Genomic DNA, 20098 nt, shown 5'->3' with positions numbered 1-20098 from the left:
AATGTATCTTGTTTTGAGAATTATACGTTGAAGCGGAAGTGCATGATATCGCCGTCCTGTACGATATATTCTTTTCCTTCCACGCTCATCTTCCCGGCTTCCTTAACGGCAGATTCCGAGCCGTAAGAGATATAGTCGTCATACTTGATTACTTCGGCACGGATAAAGCCTTTTTCGAAGTCAGTATGGATCACACCGGCGCATTGCGGAGCTTTCCAGCCTTTATGGAATGTCCAAGCACGGCATTCGTCAGGACCGGCAGTCAGGAATGTTTGCAGGTTCAGCAGTTTGTATGCGGACTTGATCAGACGGGCAACACCGGATTCTTCCAAGCCAATTTCTTGAAGGAACATCTGGCGCTCTTCATATGTCTCGAATTCGGCAATTTCGCTTTCGATCTTGGCTGCAACGATCAGGATTTCCGCATCCTCGTCTTTTACGGCTTCGCGGACAGCATCTACATATTTATTGCCATTCACGGCGCTGGCTTCGTCGACGTTGCAGACATACATGACCGGTTTGTCGGTCAACAGGAACAGGTCGTGTGCAATTTTCTGTTCGTCTTTCGTCTCAAAAGAAACAGTGCGGGCACTTTTTCCCTGCTCCAATGCTTCTTTGTATTTGCAAAGTACTTCGTAAGCGATTTTTGCCTGTTTGTCACCGCCTGTCTGTGCCTGTTTCTGCACTTTGGCGATACGGCTGTCGATGGTTTCCAAGTCCTTGATCTGCAACTCGGCATCGATAATCTCCTTATCGCGGACCGGGTCTACACGCCCGTCTACGTGGACGATGTTATCGTCGTCGAAGCAGCGCAATACATGCAGGATTGCATCCGTTTCACGGATATTGGCAAGGAACTTGTTGCCCAGACCTTCCCCTTTGCTGGCTCCTTTGACGAGGCCGGCGATATCTACGATTTCCACCGTTGTGGGGATCACGCGCTGGGGGTGTTCGATCTCAGCCAGTTTATTCAATCGTTCGTCCGGTACGGTGATAACGCCGACATTCGGTTCTATCGTACAAAACGGGAAGTTTGCAGACTGTGCTTTTGCATTCGATAAGCAGTTGAAAAGAGTGGACTTTCCTACGTTCGGAAGTCCTACGATGCCACATTGTAAAGCCATAAATAATATCTTGTTTTATTATCAATTCGTTGTATGATTGCCTAATGCCGTCATTCATTGGCAATTTCAACTTGCAAAGATAACGTTTACTAATCGAATTTACTTCAATTCTCTTAAACAAATGTACTAATCAGGAAAGGCTATTGCTCTCTTTTAAGAAATATGAGCCGATGCGGGGATGTGGCAATATGTCAATGATAAGAAAAACAGAACTGTTTCTAATTATTTAAACAGCTTTTTTATGTCCATCGAAAAGAAGTCCTCGGCACTAACACCCCCATCACCGACAATGAATGACGATTGGGGATTAAAGAGTTGTCTGAATTTCTCCAACCCTTCCGTTCTTTTTTCCGCATTACTCTTGACTTCAATTGCTACCACTGAACCTTTTTTACGGAGAACGAAATCTACCTCATCATTGCGTTCACGCCAATAGAACACCTCAAAACGATGGGTAAATGCTTGGCTGACAATATAAGCTCCTATACCTGATTCAAAGATATGCCCCCACGCTTTACGATCAAGAATGGCTTGTTCAAAAGTAAATGGGCTATATACCATCTTTAATGCGTTGTTGTAAACTTGCAATTTGGGAATACTCGCTTTCCGTCTTGCCGTGTCGATGCTGAATTTCTGAAGTCCACAAAGCAATCCGCTTTCATTCAATAAATTGATATATCCGGCCAATGTTGCCGTGTTACCTGCATCTTGCAGCGAACCTAACATTTTATTCAAAGAGAGTAGTCCTCCGGAATAAGCCGCTCCCAATTCGAATGTCTGACGAAGTAAAGCCGGTTTACTTATAGGAGTGTCCATTAAAATATCCTTATTGATAGTAGCCTCGATAATGGATGATTGGATATATTGTTGAAAACGGTCATCGTCATCAATCAGAGATGCCGCACCGGGATAACCACCGTAGAACAGATATTGATCGAGTGAGAAACCGAAGCATTCTTTCATTTCCAGATAGCTCCAGTGGCTCATACGTATCTCTTCGAATCTCCCTGCTAATGATTCGGACAAACCTTTTTCCAATAATACACGACTACTACCCAGAAGTAGTACCTTGATGTCGCGGTCGTGGAATGTGTCATCATCCCACTCTTTCTTCACCACTTCGCTCCAATTGGCAATCTTCTGAATCTCATCAATGACAAGAATAATACTTTCCAGTTCTTTGCTCTCTTTCAAACTGCGAACTGCTGCCCAACAATTGGAAATCCAGGCACTGTTTGTGGCTGGAACATTGTCGGCAGAAAACAACTGATAGGGAGCGTCCAAGTCTTTAAGCACTTGTTTGACAACCGTTGATTTACCTATCTGGCGAGCACCCATCACGACCTGAATGAATTTTCTTTGCTCTTGAAGTCGGTTCTTAATTACTTGATATTCTGTTCTTTTATACATGTTGTTACATTTTACGCAGTGTAATGCGTATTTTTACGCAATACAAATATAATAAATACATCTGAGTTATAACAACGTATTTATGAAGAAAAACAGAACCTCTGTATTATGGTTCAATACTCGCAAATTTTGAACCTTCTGCAAACAGAAAAATAGACAATAACCCCCCATTTCGACCGTTTTTCTATTTCGTCCGAAATTCTGATCCATTTTGGATTGACTCTTTTTACGATTTCGGCCTTTTTGTCTGACAACAGATAAAGTGAGGTGCGCAGCCCATTCCGAAAAGCGTGCAATTTGATTACCGAAAGACGGAAACGCCGGCAAAGTGATAAAGCTTAACTCCCGGAGAATCGAATATTTGAAAATAAAACGGATAGCGTTCCAAATATCCCAAGGAAATTCAGGTGCTTTTTTGCCCTTATGACGGTCCTCTTTTCAATTACGACCGTCCAAATCGCCATTACGACCGTGCTAATCTTCGCGAGGTGCCGAGTGCACTACACATTAGCACGGTCGTAATGGCAAAGAGGACGGTCGTAATTGCTGGAAACGCTCAAAAAAGGCGAGAAAGTCCCTTTTTGAGGTCGAAAAAGCGGATTAACATTTGTTTTGTTTCGGATGTTTTTTGAGCCCGAAAAAAACGTTTTATACAATAAGCCCCCCGGATAATTGAAAGTTAAGAGTTGAAAGTTGAAAGTTGGATGGGGGTGTATTTGATAAGAAATGATTTACTTATGAGAAAAATAGAGCCTCATCCTTTCAGTCTATACTGGTCGGATGAGGCTCTTCATTTAACATTCAGAAAATATTGTTTAGGCGAATAAGCGGGAGAGGAAAAGATACAATAAAAGCGTGGGAACTGTCATCTATCCAAGCAAGAGGTATCGCCAAACACCTATCCAGCAGATAGACAACAGCCCACGCTTAATGTTTATATATTTGTATATATACAAAAAACGTGAGGCAATTGTTGTCTACTGTCCTTGCTGGATGAAAAATTGGCGATTTTCTTGCTTAAGGACAATATGATAACGCTTTTGTTTTTATTAATATGTTATTGCAACGCCTTGCAATAATGTTCGTGACAAAGATAATGTATAAATGATATGATTTATATACTTTGTATCTCTTTTTATTAGTTGTAATGGTATCTAATGCCGGATTTGTTAGCCAGACTCTGTCTGTACAATTGTAAACCGCCGGGATGAAGCCATGAGCGTCATTGATATGCTCTTCATCCGTTGAGATAAGCAAGGCTTTATGTCTTAAGCAGTTTGCTTTTATGGGCATTCATAATTGAGTCCCGCGATATGTCTCTTGAAAAATGATTCAAAAAAGGTTATACTTTTACAACCTTTTTGTGTACTTTTCGCTATCTTTGTATTGTTTGTTGATAAAATAAATCCGTATGAAGTATCTTAATATAAAGAAGGCGCTGGCTGCATGGCAGAATTTGCAGCCGCTGTCAGAGAAAGATAGGGAAAGGCTTAGCCGCCGCTTTACTGTGGACTTCAACTACAACAGTAACCATATTGAGGGTAATACATTAACTTATGGACAGACGGAGATCTTGCTACTTTTCGGCAAGGTGATTGGAGAGGCGGATGTGCGTGATGTACAAGAAATGGCGGCAAGTAACGTAGGTCTACGGATGATGACAGAAGAAGCTACAGTGAAAGGAATACCGTTGACGCAGAATTTTATCCGGACATTGCATAAGACCATACTGCGAGAGGATTACACTGTATACCGTAATTTACCTGGTGGTATACAGACAAGTTATGTGATTCATGCCGGACAGTATAAGACACGTCCTAATAGTGTTATTACACGATATGGGGACAGATTCGAATATGCCTCACCAGAGGAAACTCCTGGACTGATGGGTGACTTGATAGACTGGTATAATGCTGCAGAACAAGAGGGGAAACTCTCACCAGTAGAGTTGGCTGCACTGTTTCACTATCGTTATATACGTATTCATCCTTTCGAGGACGGCAACGGTCGTATTGCCCGGCTAATGGTGAACTACATCCTAACTCGCCACGACTATCCGATGATTGTGGTCCGTAGTCGCAAAAAGAGTGAATATTTGGAAGCTTTGCATCAGGCTGATCTCGAAGTAGGTCCTATACCTTGTGATGGTGCCCATGCAGATATCAAGGATATCCGTCCTTTTTTGAAATATTTCAATGACTTAGTGGCAACAGAAGTATATAATGATGTGTTGTTTGTGAGCGAGAGGAATGATAATGTGTGGTGGTATGATGGGGAACGGATTGCATTCCGAACGCCTAATTATACGAAGATACTGAACGCTATGCGAACACAGCCAACTTTGACGCTCGCGGACATGAAAGAGGAAACGGGCATCAGTGTGACGGCTATTCAGAAATTATTGGATCAGCTGGTTTCCAAGAAGTATGTAGAACGCGGAGAGAAGGATGGAAGCTGGAGAGTGTTTGTGACACAATAAAACGAAGTTCTTGTCCCTTGGCATCGAAAAGGAGGATTTCACCAACTTTGCCGCCTCTTGTTACGATTCCTTTATCAGAGACAATAGAAGGGGATGAGTTGACAAGTATGGAATCGGATGTAGCCAAAGGTATATATTCCACATCGGCAATATCTTGTAAGTAGATTTCTTTCTGTGGATAATCTTTGGCTACATCGACTACTATCAGTTTTGTGGTATCATCGTTTGCTTTTTTGCAGGAACAAACGGCAAATAGGATTAAAATGCAGGTTATATATCTCATGTGATTATAATAGTAAGTTTAATGTGCTTCCAGCCAGTTTATGCCTTCGCCGCAGTCAGCGATCAGGGGAACCTGAAGTTTGATAGCGCCTTCCATTTCTTCGAGTACGATTTGTTTCACTTTTTCCAGTTCGTCTTTATGGACATTGAAGTTTAATTCGTCGTGTACCTGGAGAATCATTTTACTTTTCAGGCCTTCGGCTTCGAAGCGGTTGAAGATACGGATCATAGCAACTTTGATGATATCGGCGGCGCTTCCCTGTATAGGCGCATTGATGGCATTTCGTTCTGCATAACCTCTCACAATGGCATTATGGGAGTTGATATCCGGCAGGAAACGCTTCCGCTTGTAGATTGTCTCCACGTACCCTTTTTCTTTTGCTATCAGAATGCTGTCGTCCATATAGGCACGGACGTCCGGGTATGTCTTGAAGTAGCCTTCGATCAACTCTTTGGCTTCTGCACGGGGGATGTTCAGGCGCTCGGCAAGTCCGAATACGGAGATACCATAGATGATGCCGAAATTGGCCGTTTTGGCTTTCCTGCGCATATCGGAGGTGACTTCTTCAACCGGGATACCGTATATTTTTGCTGCTGTAGCTGCGTGGATATCGGCTCCGCTGCGGAAAGCTTCGATCATGTGGGCATCGTTGCTCAAGTGGGCCATGATGCGGAGTTCGATCTGCGAATAGTCTGCAGAGAAGAAAATACAGTTGTCATTCTCGGCTGTAAAGGCTTTACGGATTTCGCGTCCCAGTTCGTCACGCACCGGAATGTTCTGCAGGTTCGGATTGGTGGAGCTGAGGCGTCCGGTCGAGGTGACAGCCTGGTTATAGGAAGTGTGTATCTTGCCGGTCTTCGGGTTGATCAGTTCGGGCAGGGCATCTATATAAGTGCTGAGTAACTTTTTCAGTCCGCGATATTCCAGCAGTTTTCCTACGACAGGATGTTTGGAGCGCATTTTCTCTAATATATCTTCACTTGTGCTGTAGCTGCCTGTCCGGGTCTTTTTTGCTTTCTCTTCTAACTTGAGATGGACAAAAAGGATCTCGCCAACCTGGCGGGCGGAGTTGATGTTGAATTTCTTGCCTGCCAGTTCATATATTTCTTTTTCCAGCTTTTTCAGCGTGGCAGTCAGTTCTTCGGATGATTGTTTCAGGGCAACCGTATCTACGGTTACACCTGTATATTCCATTTCTGCCAATACATATATTAATGGCATTTCGATATCGTAGAAAAGAGATTCCAGTCCTTCCTTTTCCAGGTAGGGGGCAAAATAGTTTTTCAGTTTGAGTGTCACATCGGCATCCTCGGCTGCGTATTCGGCAACCTGGGCGACAGGAACGTCGCGCATGGAAAGTTGTTTCTTTCCTCTCGGACCGATCAGTTCCTCGATGTGCACTGTTTTATATTTGAGGTACGTTTCGGCAAGGTAGTCCATGCCGTGACGCAATTCCGGATTCAGCAGGTAGTGGGCGATCATCGTATCGAATAACGGGCCGGCTATCCGGATTCCGTATTTGCGGACAACCAGAATGTCGAATTTTATATTTTGTCCGATCTTGAGCGATTTCGGATTTTGGAGGGCAGGAGCGAAGTGGGCGAGTATTTTCTCCGCCTCTTCGCGTTCAGCCGGAACAGGGACGTACCAAGCTTCATTTTCCTTTACGGCGAACGACATTCCGACTAATCCGGCCTTCAATGGGTCGATGCTGTCTGTTTCCGTGTCAAAAGCAAAAAAATCCTGTTCATTCAAAAAGCGGCCTAAATCGGCTCTTTTTTCCTCTGTATCAACAAGATGATAGGTGTGGAGTGTCGTTCTTAAGCTCGCGAGAGTCGAATATTTTGGAGCAGCCGTAGGTTCGGTCGCAAATTCTTCAAAGAGCGAGCCTTGAATCGGGCCGTTTTCGGCCACTTTTTTCTTTTTGCTACTTTTGGCAGGGGTAGCGGTTGTTGCTGTGGTTGACTTGAACTCTGTTTTGACTTTTTCCGGTTCTCCGGACATCCTGTTAATAAATGTTCTAAATTCTAATTCTGTGTAAATCTCAATTAGACGCTCTTCGTTCATCTTCTCACGGATGCATTTGGCGGCATCGAACTGAATGGGGACATCCGTCTTGATCGTTGCTAAGAATTTGGAGAAACGAATCTGCTCCATATTCTCGATGACCTTTTTTTGGAGGGAACCTTTCAGCTTGTCGGTGTTCTCTAAGAGGTTCTCGATAGTTCCGAATTCTGTCAGTAGTTTTTGAGCGGTCTTTTCACCGACACCCGGGCAGCCGGGGATGTTGTCCGAACTGTCGCCCATCAGTCCCAAGAGGTCGATCACCTGGTCGACGGAAGTAAGTCCGTATTTGGCCAAGACCTGGGGGACACCCATAATCTCGTAATCTCCGCCGAAACGGGGACGGTACATAAATATATGCTCGGATACCAATTGACCGTAATCTTTGTCGGGCGTCATCATGTAAACCTCGAATCCTTCTTTTTCGGCTTGCTTGGCTACCGTACCGATTACGTCGTCAGCCTCATAGCGTGGTACTTCCAGAATCGGGATATTATAGGCTTCTATGATATCTTTAATGTAAGGGACCGATTTGCGGATATCTTCCGGAGTTTCTTCCCGTTGGGCCTTGTACTGTTCGTAGGCTTCGTGGCGGAAGGTCGGGCCTTTCGGATCGAAGCCAACAGCTATATGAGTTGGGTTTTCACGTCTCAGGACTTCTTCCAGACTATTGATGAAACCAAAGATGGCCGAAGTGTTCATGCCTTTGGAGTTGATACGCGGATTCTTGATAAAGGCGTAATAGGACCGATAAATCAATGCATAAGCATCTATGAGGAATAACTTCATCGCTTTTAACACGTTTTAGTGTGACAATTGTCGGTAAATGTACGAAAAAACTCGCTTACTCGATACTTTTTGTTACTTTTGCGCATCTTAGGATCGATTATGAAGGATAGAAGTAAAATAGAGAAACCGGTTGCCGCAGAATTTAAACGTTTCAATGATGAGTTTGCCGCTTCGCTGCGAAGCGAGACGAATCGTCTGCAATCGGCTATTGATCAGATACTGAATGCGAGTGGAAAACATGTCCGCCCTTTATTGGTGCTGCTGGCTGCGAAAACATGCGGGCAGGTGACGGATCATACGATTAATTCGGCTGTTTTACTCGAATTGCTTCATACTGCCACGCTTATCCATGATGATGTAGTTGACGAGACTAAACAGCGTCGCGGCGTTCCTTCCCTGAATGCTATATTTGATAACCGCATTTCCGTCCTGGTAGGGGATTATGTCCTTTCCACCGCTTTGATCCGTTCCATTCAGACGGGTAATCTGCAAATTATAGGAATTGTTTCGAACTTGGGGCGTGATCTGTCGGAAGGGGAGATCAAACAACTCGAGACTGCCGAAGAAAGCATTATCGATGAATCCTGCTATATGCAGGTGATACGGAAAAAGACGGCGATGTTACTTTCCGCTTGTGCCGAAATAGGGGCTATTTCTGCCAATGCTTCCGATGAAATGGTGAAAAAATGCCGTGAGTTCGGGGAATATTTGGGCTATTGCTTCCAGATTAAAGACGATATATTCGACTATTTTAAAGAAACTAATATCGGGAAACCGACCGGTAATGATATCCGTGAAGGAAAGGTAACGCTTCCTTTGCTGCATGCTTTGCAAACAGGTCCGAAAGAGGAGGTGGACAATTGCCTGCGTATTATTAATGAAAAGGATTTCTCTGCAAAGAATATCGACCTGCTGATCGATTTTGCTAAAGCAAACGGAGGAATCGAATATGCCGGACAGCGGATGCAGGTGTATCATGATAAAGCAGTCGAAGTTCTCCTGACTTTACCTGAGTCGGAGGCCCGTGACGGATTACTGCTACTTGCCGATTATATTGTAGAGCGTCAGAAATAGATAAAGGAAGGTAGGGATGTGTTAGAACTTATTTTTGACACATCCCTACCTTTTTTATTATTTCGCTACTTCATATACTTTATATGAGTGGGGCATCAAAGTAATGAGATACCTGTTTGCATGATCCCGCTGGTTTTCGGGTAGCTTTTCAACCAGAGTGCCTTTCAGCATATCTTTCACCGCTTCTATCTTTTTATTGGTTACAAGACGGATTGTAATAGGTTCGTCGCGGAACGATTCTACGATGAAAGTGCCGTTGTCATAAAGGAAAAGGCTTACTTTCGCAGGGCCTTCTATATACATGTCCAAATCCTGGCTCAACACACGGCGGTAAGCGTTCAACACGCCTTCAGGCAGATCATACAAGTTTCCGTAATCATCCGGAATAGTCATTACATACAGATTCCCTTTGGAGTAGGGGGCCCGCAGTAGCATCGGGTAACCGCTTACACCTTTCTGCAAGGGGCGTCCGGCGCTCAATATATCCCATGCGTCATTGGTCTGGTAGCGCACTTGCGTGATCAGGATATCTTTGTCGGCAGTGCCGGCCCGTCCGAAGTCATTGACCAGGGCTTTAAGGTCTGAGGCACGCAGTTCGGCTATATCTGCTATCTTCTCGGGAATGGCTGCCAATAATCCGCTGGTGATGACGACATCGCCGCCTTTTTGCAACTGTTTTTTCATCTTTGCAATAATATCGGCATCATATTTAGCCTGTTCTGTCAGGAGGATCACCTTCTGGTCTGTCGGGAATTGGGGATACATATCCATCGGAAGGCCGATCATTCCGAGATAGTTCTGCAGGAAGTCATCACCTAATGAATGGAAAGGTTTGTAGTTCTTGATGCCGATCGGTTTCCCTAATTTGTAGACAAATGCGTCGATTTGTTCGAGCGATACGCCGGCTACGCGGGCAATCGTTGTCGGAAGGGTCGTGCTGCCGTTCGGTAAACGGATAGGCTTCATCATTTCGTCGTAGTTGAAGCTGGTTCCCATTCCCTGCCAGGGCGTGCGGTGGATTTCAGGACGCAGCTTGGTCCCTAATAGTTCGTGATAGGCAAAAAGAGCGATTTCAGGCGCTTTGGCAAACATGCTGAGCCAGAGTTGTTCCGCATAGCGGTCCATACCCATATTGGAACCACCCGAATCCACCCAGCCGCCGAGGTTATGTCCCGGGCGCAGGTTGTCGAAATAACGGATGATATTGTAGCTTAGGTAGTTTTGCAGATGCTGGGCGGAGGAGGGATCGCGTGTCTCCGTGCCGCTCCAGATTCCGTCGAATATCTGCGGACCGGTGGCGAGGTTGAATCCCAATCCCTGGAAATGGTCGTACCAGTTCGGATATTTGATGATGATCTTCACATTCGGATTCACCTTCTTTGCCGGATTGATGACCAGGTTCTGTCCGGCTTCCGTCATCAGCTCGGTGCGATATTGGGTCCAGCTCTTGTCACCTTTTGCCTTGATGTCGATATCGGATTTGCTGCTGGTGAAGAAGAAGTCGTCGAGGATGAAATTGTCAAAGTGCTTGGCTGTGTGTTCGGCTATTTCCTGTACCTTCTTCCGGTGTTCGGGGTTGGAATAGGAGAAGGTCTCGAAGCTGTTCGACTCGTCGATCGTGTAGGTGATACCGCCTCCGACTTCTATGCCTCTATCCTGGAAGAACTTCTTTGCCTGTTCCAGCGTTTTGTCCGGAACAATCAGCAGGTCGCGGTGTGTTTCCAGATAAATCTTGTCTACTTTTACCTGGCTGGAGATAATGGTCCAGGTGGAATCCAACCAATGCAGGTCTTTCATTTTTTCTACTTCGTAAGCCCGCGTATAGACGGATACTTTAAAGCTCTTGTAATTACCGGCATGCCCTGCCAGAGAGATGCCCATACTCATAATAAGCGCAAGAATTAAGAATCGTTTCATTGTGGTAATTATTTAATATGTGATAGAAATTGGAGGCGGAACCGTTAAGCTCCGCCTTCTTTGTTTTATTTATCCGATAGAAGCTGTTGTGCCGCCAATACCAGGAACATATAATGCGATGAGCCTCCGCCCAGCACATATTCGACCTGCTGCCAAAGGTAAGGGAAGACCAGCAGTTCGGGGAAATCAGGACGAATCAGGGCTGTTCCCGAAACCACACCGCCCGGGATATACGACCAATCGGCGCGGTTAAGGCCATAACCGACTGTTGCCGAAACTGTACCCACTCCGGATGCAAATGATGCCGTATTCGTGCCCGGATGGCATCCTAAGACGAAATTCAGCGCATTGTACACGTATTCCGGTCCGAAAATGTCCGGATAAGCCGTGTGCAGGAAGTAATGGCGGTAGCCGAACGACTGTATGTCCCAACCGGCTCCCCAGATATGCGGACGATAGGGGATGCCATAAGGTGTTTCAGCCCCTTGCTTATCCAACTCTGTCCGGAAACCGGTTAACGCGTTCCGGACAGCCTTGCTGAAGCCGGCATCGTTCATTTTCTTTTCGGCCCGGCCGATGAACCAACCTACACGGCCGATGTTCTGGGCAATAAAGTCTTTCTCTTTCAGCAGGTAGTTCTTGTATTGCTGGTCGCCGGTAGTCAGATAGAGTTCGGTTGCTGCGTGTACCTTTGTGGCCTTTGTCTGTGCCGACTCTTTCGTCACGTCGAAGAGGCTGCGGGCACAATCCAGCGCTTGTACGCTCAGGGTATCGTTGAATCCTTTCAAGACGCGCGATGCGGCGGCCATTTGGGCGGCAGTCGTCAGTTCGCGGTTCGGATTGTCCTCGGTGAAGACCCAGCGGTCGTCTTCGTTTCCGGCTACATTGTCGGTCATGGCGGAAGCATCTCCGAGCAGCACATACTGGCGGAGGCCGTTACAGATAATACCTCTGTACAGGCGTCCCAAGGCACGGTAACCGCCGATAACGGTCAGGGCGCCGTTTTCCACCTGTTGCAGCATATCCGGTTTCCCGTCGGGTTGATGGATCTCCGTGATCCGGCTGTGCTGGTCGATGGCGGTAGCGTCGTAGTCCACATGGAAGGCTTCATAGGCGAGGGCCAGGATATAGGCTTCTCCGGCCTGCGATTCCACCCGGAGGTCGAAGTCGCCTGCATCATGCCAGCCGCCGATGTTCAGGCCGGGGACTACATCGCCCGGATTGTACTTCGTCAGCGTGGAAGGCCCTTGTGCATAGCCGTCGATATGGTTGAAGTTGACAGGTGCCATGCGGGCGTCGTCCATGTGGCAGAAATCATGCCATACGCGGTATTTCTCGTTTACCCGCATGTGGCACATTTGTACCGGGAGGAAGTATTCCAGGACCGGTTGCCAGGCGCCGCGGTCATACACATCTTTTGCAATCCGGAAGATGGAAGAGACGGCATCTCCGTAATGTACTTGGTATAAGCCTTCCTCTTTGATAGACGAGAAGTCGAATTTCAGGTAGTTGTAACGGAGGAATTGTCCCCATTTCTGTCCGGCGGCGGCAAGCACTTCTTTTTCTCCGTCGGGGGTAATTTTGTAGAGCTTCGGTTGCTGAAGTCTTGTATCTCTTTTATCCAGCTCGATAACAGCGACTTTCGGCTGGTTGGGATGATAGCCTAATTGGGAAGTTTGGACAACCGGTGTATAAATCCAATCTTTTACAACGTTGGGCGTGATGACCCACCGGATCGCTTCTTTAGTCTTTCCGGCCGGTACTTCGCTTCGTACGACAAACCAACCGTTGTTGTGGTTCATCCGGCCGTCATATAGTTTAAGGTCGGAGCCTTTCGTTTCGATCGTGTACCGGCTGTAAGGATCATCCGGGCGGACGGTGAAACGTTTTCCGACGGCATAAGGTTCCGACACGATGTCGTCAGCCACAATCGGGCTGTAGCCTTTGTCGGCCAACATCTCCGCAGAGGCTTTCCCTTCCGGATTGAAGTTACCGGTATGCGAGTGGTTGGCCGGTTCGTAGCGCGTAGGTCCGTTCGCCTGCTGTGGGAAAATACCCGTCTGCGTGTCCATAATCCAAGGCTTTCCGAAGAGAGTGCCGGGGAAAAGTTCGAGGTTGAATCCGACCTTTCCGATAAATTCCTGTGGTATGGGACGATCCAGGTCGACTGTGACGACAACCGAACCGCCTTCTCCCTTAATCGTTACGGTGTAGTTGAATGCCAAATCAGGGTAAATCATCGGGTTAAATCCCGTCAAATGCCGTGAAGAATCAGGGAAACTCAAACGGGCCGTGATGGTGTTGGCTACCGGATCCAGATCCCGTTTTCTCTGTTTCGGGACCGGTTGCCATTGGCCGGGTGTCGGTTCGAGGCGAATATCTCCATTAGTAGCTATCCGGTGTCCATGCATGATCAGGGAAACACCACCCTGATGGCCTTCCGGATAAATGTCGTCGAAGCCCATTACATTCACACCCTGGTTTTGGAAATAACCTTCCGGTCCTAATTTAAACTCTTGTGCCGTTGCAGGGAGTATACTCATCATTCCTCCCAGGCATAAAATACTCATTAGTCTTTTCATGTGTAAATCATATTATTATTAGTGATAACCGGTCATCCGGTCGCTGTTCCTTCTGATCGGTCTTGTGATTTTTCAAAGGATTTCCTGGCTTTTTACTTACAGTTAACGCATGAGCATAAAGCTCCCGACTGAATTGAGAAATATTAAAAGGTCCAAAGAAACACTGTCACTTATCTATCTAAGTGGCTATAAAGATATAATTTATATTGCAATAAAATCTTTTCTTCCTGATTTTTATTGTGATGATAATCAATGATTGTTCCTAACGAGTGAAATATATCTTGAGAAGTTCGGTTTGCTATTATATAATGGGTACATTTGTAGAATATTATTTTAGATTTTTCTCGGTTTGACTTAACCGATTGAGAAATAAACTTTTAGCGAATTATTTGAGAAATAGAAGTAACGATTTAGCAACTGTGCGAATTTCAGCGTTTTGCGTTGCTATGCTGTCAAATAACTCTTTCATTTGCAAATATAACATCTTTTTCCGAAAGTACGAACTTTCGGTGGCAATTTTATAAAATCAACTTGCGAAAAAAGAAAATCATTCATCCCATTCATGGGTTGTGTCATCGGTGGCGTTGTACTGTTTCCAACGTCCCGATTTCTCGCCGTCGGTGTATTGCCCCTCGATGGTTATATAGGGTTTTCCGTCCCGTGTCGATTCCACACGATAAAAGCCGTCAAGTTTTCCGTTACGGTAGTGTCGTGTAGTCCTGCTGCGAAGCGTGCGCCCATCCTCGAATATTTCCCATTCCTCACCCTCTTTTTTGCCGTCTATATAATGAGATTCAAAAATCTGCTCACCCGTCTTGCTGTCAAAGCGGCGTTCCCGTCCGCTCTCCACACTCTGCCTATACTCCTTTTCGATTTCTATTTTGCCGTTACGAAAATAGGTCTTTACAGTTCCGTCTATCTTGCCTTGCTGCATGGGTGTTTCTTTTCGGGGAGTAACGCCATCTTGGTAATACTCCGTGAATATGCCGTTGCGCTTTCCTTTGGCATATATGCCCGATTCACGCAGTACCCCATCACGATAGCGGAGATAATCACCGTTTATTATGCCGTCGGAAAGTTTAACACGCTCCTCGTCAAGCCCTCGTATAATGCGATATTCTCCCTGCAACGGCTGTTTACTGCCTTTTTCATAATAGACCGTGCGCCGTGCGTTATCCGTTATAGTCTGTAAATCGTCCCATTTTACTATTTGTTGTGCGGAAGCCGTGCCACACAATAGCAAAAAGAGGTATAGTGTTAATATTCTATTCATTGTATTTTTGCTTTTCGAGGTTGATAACGGTTCTCAGCTATACGCAGGCAGGGATTTTAACCACTGAACTTCCTACGAAGAACTGAACTTTAAATTTACCACTTAACTGTCCTACGAAGCACGAAACCCCTGCTTGCGTATAGGTGATGTTATGCGGTCGGTTTTCATTTTCTCTTCTTTCTCGTTAATTTCTGCTGCAAAGTTACTAAATTTGCAGTCAAGTATTCACCTGTAAGAAGTTACTAATGACAAAAAAGAAATTGCCCGTTCGTTTTACGGGTCAGCACTTTACTATTGATAAAGTGCTAATAAAAGATGCAATAAGACAAGCAAATATAAGTAATCAGGATACGGTTTTAGATATTGGGGCAGGCAAGGGGTTTCTTACTGTTCATTTATTAAAAATCGCCAACAATGTTGTTGCTATTGAAAACGACACAGCTTTGGTTGAACATTTACGAAAATTATTTTCTGATGCCCGAAATGTTCAAGTTGTCGGTTGTGATTTTAGGAATTTTGCAGTTCCGAAATTTCCTTTCAAAGTGGTGTCAAATATTCCTTATGGCATTACTTCCGATATTTTCAAAATCCTGATGTTTGAGAGTCTTGGAAATTTTCTGGGAGGTTCCATTGTCCTTCAGTTAGAACCTACACAAAAGTTATTTTCGAGGAAGCTTTACAATCCATATACCGTTTTCTATCATACTTTTTTTGATTTGAAACTTGTCTATGAGGTAGGTCCTGAAAGTTTCTTTCCACCGCCAACTGTCAAATCAGCCCTGTTAAACATTAAAAGAAAACAGTTATTTTTTGATTTTAAGTTTAAAGCCAAATACTTAGCATTTATTTCCTGTCTGTTAGAGAAACCTGATTTATCTGTAAAAACAGCTTTAAAGTCGATTTTCAGGAAAAGTCAGGTCAGGTCAATTTCGGAAAAATTCGGTTTAAACCTTAATGCTCAAATTGTTTGTTTGTCTCCAAGTCAATGGGTAAACTGTTTTTTGGAAATGCTGGAAGTTGTCCCTGAAAAATTTCATCCTTCGTAGTTCAAAGTCGGGTGGTTGTCAAGATGATTTTTCTGGTTTGGTGTCGTCTTTTAAGCTGCCGCATAACATTGTGCTAACAGCGAAATCGGCTGTTATTTTCTTCAAGTATATCACCTTGCGAACAAATATAAAAAAAGTGCAGTACACCACGAACAGCGTACCGCACTTTTTTCGGCAAATCGGGCAGGATTTAACATTTATAGCTTGAATCCCTTGCCTTTCCTTTGCGGTTGTATAGGTCGGCGTATGTTCTGCCTTAACTTCTCGAACTGTTCCTTGAACCACTCGGCAATGGGCTTTCGGTCGATGGCAAGAACCAATTTAGTCCCGTCCGTGGGGTCTTTCAGCACTTGGAAACCTGCCCTTTCGGTCGTGAATTTCCGTCCGTGTTCCTCCGAGTAGAGTTCCCCTGCATACTCCAACGGCTTTCCCTTGACGAGCGTTGCGGTCTGCCTTTCATCGAACCCGACAAGGCGGCAGAGGTTTTCGATACGGAGCATTTCACGGAAATAGGGAAACCATGCTGCCGCCCTTGCGATTACCGTTTTCAGAAACGATATTTCCTGCTTGTGCCTTGTGTCCTTGTCGGCTATCTCCCTGCCGTGCTTTTGCTGCATTTCCCGTATCTCCCTGCTGTGGTCTGCCTGCATGGTCTGTATCCTATCTTGCAGGGCTTCGATGGTTTCCTCGTGGTCGGCTACCTCCTTATGCAGGGCGGTGTTCTCCCTTTCCAGCGTCTTGACCTTGTTACTGCCGAAAAGAGAACCGACGCTCTCGGCGATGTTGGCGGCTGCGGTGGTTGCCGCCCCTTTCAGCTTCTCGGTCTGTATTTCTTTTTTCGCCCGTCTTAGTTCCTCCTGTGCCGTTTCTTTCTGCTGCTGCAAATCCACCACTTCCGCTTTGAGGTCGTCGGAGAGTTTCTGTATATCCCGATAATACTGCTGCGTGGACTTGTGGCGAGCTTTCGAGCCGTCTATGCCCCTTTGCAGCCCGTATTTCGCCATCGCCACGGCATAGGTATCTTGGTAGGACTTCAATTTCAGCCGTGTCATAATATCGTCTGCGCACAGCCTCACGGTGTCGGTCGGCTTCTTGCGGTATCGCTTCTTCGTCTGTTCCTCCCTTTTCCTGCGCTTGCGCTCTCCCTTGACGATGGGGACGAGTGTAACGTGTATGTGCGGCGTTTCCTCGTCCCTGTGCAGGTGAGCCGCCACGATGTTCTCCTTTCCGAACGTGTCGGCGAAGTATTTCAGATTGTCGGCGCACCACTCGTCCAAACGCCCCTCTTCCTCTATCCGCTTCATGTCCTCGTGCGTTCCCGATACGTTGATGCGGATTGCCCGTACTTGGTTGCTTCCGATTTTGCGTGTCAGCCCCGCTTCTTCTAATCTCTGCTGTATAGCCGCCGAACGGTCTTTTATCCCGTCGGGGTATTCGATAAGCCTGCGGTTTAGGTGCGTGCGTGTGGGGTCGGCGTTCTTCGGTATGATGAAACGCTCGATATGTGCGGTCGTTCCGCTGTCGCTGCCGTGCGCCTTTTCCATGTGTAAAACTACGAAACCCATATATTTTTCCTTTCTTCCTTGACTTGTGAAACAATGATTTTTCGTATCTTCGGGGCGGCAAATGCCGTCCCCGATGGGGTGTGCAGAGGGGCTTACCCCTTGCCTTATTGGGGAATTTTCAGCGATACGTAGTATTGCGGCTCGGAAAATTCCCTAATAAGCTACGGTATTTTCTCCGTAAATACCCTGCGGCGTGCCGTCTGCCTGCCCGTCTGCCTTTCGGCTATGGCTGTCCCTGCCGCCTGCTTGCCCGTAACCCCACCTTATTTTTTTCCTTTCGGTCGGTGGGTGGCGGGGCGGTCGTTTCCGTTTTCAAAGGCTCTTTTGCACGGGGCGGTCGGATACAAGGTTTTCCCGATAAATACGCTCGCAGCGAAGCGAGAGGAAGATTTATTGGGAAACGGCGCAGCCGCCTGACCTTTTAGCCGACGTAAAGCCCCGTGCTTGCTTTGCCTTTGTAAACGAAAACGATTGCTCCGCTTTCCTCTGAAAAGAGAAATAGACCCTGCAATATATATCACCATAGTGATAGGTTTGCATGTTTGCATGCTGGTATGCTGGTACGTTTGCATGTTGGTATGTTGGTATATCATCATGCTTTCCAACGGCTGTTGGGCTTGCCGTCCGAAACAACCGACACGAATACCGTCGTTTTCTCTTTTCGCCCGTGTATAATCCTCTCTAATAATGCCCTGCGGACTTTCGCCGCCCCGAACGATTCGACACGGAAAGCGAGGGCGGCTATCGTTTCGAGGTTGTAAACCTCCGCGCTGTATTTGTCCGATAGGCGGATAATGTGCTTTATGTCATATATAGATAAAACTCCGCTTTTGCAGAGTGCCTTTATCCCTGCCCTAACCGTCGGGGCGATAACCCCGAACAGTTCGCAGATTTCCCGCTCGGTCATGGCGGTTGCGCCTATATCGCTCGGCAGGGAGATATTGCCCTGCCCGTCCATCGTGATAATGTTCCTTTCTTCTTTCATCGGTATTCTGTTCTTAATTAGATGGCTCGGCAGATATTCTTCTCCATATCTTCCAACTTGTGCGACAAGGTTTCCATGTCTTGGCTTATCTTCTGGGCGGTGATTTTGGCGTAAATTTGGGTGGTCTTTATGTTCGTGTGCCCCAAAAGGCGGCTCACCGTTTCGATGGGTACGCCGTGCGACAGAAGTACGGTCGTGGCGTTCGTGTGGCGTGCGACATGGTAGGTCAAGCGTACCTTGAAGCCGCATTGTCTGCCTATATCTTTGAGTATCTTGTTACAACTGCCGTTGTTCGGAACGGGGAAAACATGACCGTCCCTTGCCAGCCCCTTGTACTTCTCGATGATACGCTTGGGAACGTCCAAAAGGCGGATGTTCGATTCGGTGTTGGTCTTCTTTCTTCGGGTGATTATCCACAGGTTGCCGTCGAAGAATGTTTGCAGGCGGTCGGCGGTGAGGTTCTTCACGTCCGAATACGCCAAACCCGTGAAAACAGAAAAGACGAACAAGTCCCGTACAAGCTCGTGGGTGGCGTTCTTCATCGGTGCGTTCATGAGCGTCTGTATCTCCGTTTGGGTGAGGTAGCCCCTGTCCACGCTTTCGGGAGAGTTGATATATCCCGCAAAGGGATTAAAGGGCAAACGCCCGTCGTTCCTCGCTATGGAAACGATGTGTTTCAACACAATCATGTAGCCCCACACGGTATTGGTGCGGCATTTCTTCTCCGTGCGCAGAAAATACTCGAAGTCGTTGATGAACGTGAGGTTGAGTTCCTTTAATGGAATATCCTCACGCTTGTAGGTATGGGGCAGGAACTCCCGAATATGGTTGCAGACCGTCCGATAACGGGTAAATGTACCCTGCGCCCTGCTGTGCCCGACTTTCTTCTCGAACTCGGCGTTGTGCTGCTCGAACAGCTTCAGCAAAGTTTCCTGCTTGACGCCGATACCGAGATAGGCGTCTTTGAGTTTGGCGGCGGTAACATAACCGTCCGTCTGCATTAACTCTTGATAGCGGCGGTTTACTTCCACACGGATTTTATCTACCGCAAGGTTGATTCTCTGCGCTTCGACGCTCTTGCCCGAAGCACGGTTGTTCTTCACGTCCCACAGCCGTGGGGGAACGTCCATCTTGCAACTGAACTGTTTAATCTCGCCGTCCACCGTGATACGGCACATTAAAGGCAGGTTGCCGTTCGGCTTCTCGCTGCCTTTCTTCACGTAAAATAATACCTTGAATGTACTACGCATAACTCACTCCTTTTTTTGGTTACAAAATTAGTTATTAGTGAGTTACCGACTGCTATGCAAAATTACGCAAATCGCAGAAACAGAACCATTTAGCAAGAAATTCACACCCGTTACGGGGGTAATGAGGTGGTAACTGAACTTCTGCGCTGTTTGGCTTCGAGGTGGTATTTCGTTGGCTCTGTCCCATAGAAAAACAAAGCGTAACGAACGCTGTATCAGCTAATTCGCTACGTTTTACCCAAATTTACTTTTTCGCT

Annotated in this window: 13 protein-coding genes; 3 read left to right on the top strand and 10 right to left on the bottom strand. The window is 46.3% G+C overall.

The genetic code is table 11. From position 1 onward, the window contains the following. Nucleotides 1-20: 20 nt before the first annotated feature. Nucleotides 21-1124: a redox-regulated ATPase YchF gene (ychF, locus tag DWU89_RS04485; protein ID WP_115498475.1), complete on the bottom strand. Its 1104-nt coding sequence runs from the start codon at nucleotides 1122-1124 to the stop codon at nucleotides 21-23. A 222-nt stretch (nucleotides 1125-1346) separates the two neighbouring features. Continuing rightward, nucleotides 1347-2534 (bottom strand): ATP-binding protein, encoded by a 1188-nt coding sequence (locus DWU89_RS04480; RefSeq protein ID WP_115498474.1) that lies wholly within the window; start codon nucleotides 2532-2534, stop codon nucleotides 1347-1349. A gap of 1411 nt (nucleotides 2535-3945) precedes the next feature. On the opposite strand from DWU89_RS04480, the gene DWU89_RS04475 reads away from it, so the two are divergent. After that, nucleotides 3946-5013, top strand: a complete 1068-nt coding sequence (locus DWU89_RS04475; RefSeq protein ID WP_115498473.1) for a Fic family protein — start codon at nucleotides 3946-3948, stop codon at nucleotides 5011-5013. Here the strand turns inward: DWU89_RS04475 and DWU89_RS21245 are convergent. Then, nucleotides 4922-5296: a 6-bladed beta-propeller gene (locus tag DWU89_RS21245; protein ID WP_115498472.1), complete on the bottom strand. Its 375-nt coding sequence runs from the start codon at nucleotides 5294-5296 to the stop codon at nucleotides 4922-4924. The two genes, DWU89_RS04475 and DWU89_RS21245, sit on opposite strands and share 92 nt — an antisense overlap. Nucleotides 5297-5314: 18 nt before the next feature. After that, nucleotides 5315-8149, bottom strand: a complete 2835-nt coding sequence (gene polA / locus DWU89_RS04465) for a DNA polymerase I (RefSeq protein WP_115498471.1) — start codon at nucleotides 8147-8149, stop codon at nucleotides 5315-5317. A 99-nt stretch (nucleotides 8150-8248) separates the two neighbouring features. Here polA and DWU89_RS04460 point away from each other — a divergent pair, with 99 nt between their 5' ends. Then, the gene (locus DWU89_RS04460) at nucleotides 8249-9223 is read left to right on the top strand and encodes a polyprenyl synthetase family protein (RefSeq protein WP_115498487.1); all 975 of its coding nucleotides are present in this window, start codon (nucleotides 8249-8251) and stop codon (nucleotides 9221-9223) included. 57 nt (nucleotides 9224-9280) lie between these two features. On the opposite strand, the gene DWU89_RS04455 is transcribed toward DWU89_RS04460, so the two are convergent. The 3 genes from DWU89_RS04455 to DWU89_RS04440 form a co-directional block, all read right to left on the bottom strand. Beyond that, entirely contained in the window at nucleotides 9281-11140 is a 1860-nt protein-coding gene (locus DWU89_RS04455) for a hypothetical protein (protein ID WP_244205848.1), read from the bottom strand. 65 nt (nucleotides 11141-11205) lie between these two features. Next, the gene (locus DWU89_RS04450) at nucleotides 11206-13722 is read right to left on the bottom strand and encodes a glycoside hydrolase family 9 protein (protein WP_115498469.1); all 2517 of its coding nucleotides are present in this window, start codon (nucleotides 13720-13722) and stop codon (nucleotides 11206-11208) included. A 547-nt stretch (nucleotides 13723-14269) separates the two neighbouring features. Further along, nucleotides 14270-14995 (bottom strand): toxin-antitoxin system YwqK family antitoxin, encoded by a 726-nt coding sequence (locus DWU89_RS04440; RefSeq protein ID WP_004293712.1) that lies wholly within the window; start codon nucleotides 14993-14995, stop codon nucleotides 14270-14272. Between the two features lie 245 nt (nucleotides 14996-15240). Between DWU89_RS04440 and erm(F) the strand changes: the two genes are divergently transcribed. Then, nucleotides 15241-16041: a 23S rRNA (adenine(2058)-N(6))-methyltransferase Erm(F) gene (gene erm(F) / locus DWU89_RS04435; RefSeq protein WP_004295323.1), complete on the top strand. Its 801-nt coding sequence runs from the start codon at nucleotides 15241-15243 to the stop codon at nucleotides 16039-16041. A 197-nt stretch (nucleotides 16042-16238) separates the two neighbouring features. On the opposite strand, the gene mobV is transcribed toward erm(F), so the two are convergent. The 3 genes from mobV to DWU89_RS04415 form a co-directional block, all read right to left on the bottom strand. Then, a complete protein-coding gene (gene mobV / locus DWU89_RS04430) occupies nucleotides 16239-17606 on the bottom strand; it encodes a MobV family relaxase (RefSeq protein WP_008999098.1) in 1368 nt (455 codons plus the stop codon). Nucleotides 17607-18198: 592 nt separating this feature from the next. After that, nucleotides 18199-18591 carry a hypothetical protein gene (locus tag DWU89_RS04420; RefSeq protein ID WP_004293707.1) on the bottom strand — a complete coding sequence of 131 codons (393 nt, stop codon included), beginning with the start codon at nucleotides 18589-18591 and terminating at the stop codon, nucleotides 18199-18201. Between the two features lie 17 nt (nucleotides 18592-18608). Continuing rightward, entirely contained in the window at nucleotides 18609-19841 is a 1233-nt protein-coding gene (locus DWU89_RS04415) for a site-specific integrase (RefSeq protein ID WP_004293706.1), read from the bottom strand. Nucleotides 19842-20098: the final 257 nt, after the last annotated feature.

The sequence above is a fragment of the Parabacteroides acidifaciens genome, assembly GCF_003363715.1.
GTDB lineage: Bacteria > Bacteroidota > Bacteroidia > Bacteroidales > Tannerellaceae > Parabacteroides > Parabacteroides acidifaciens.
The sequence above is the reverse complement of the archived record's forward strand: the minus strand, read 5'-3'. Positions and strand labels throughout refer to the sequence as shown.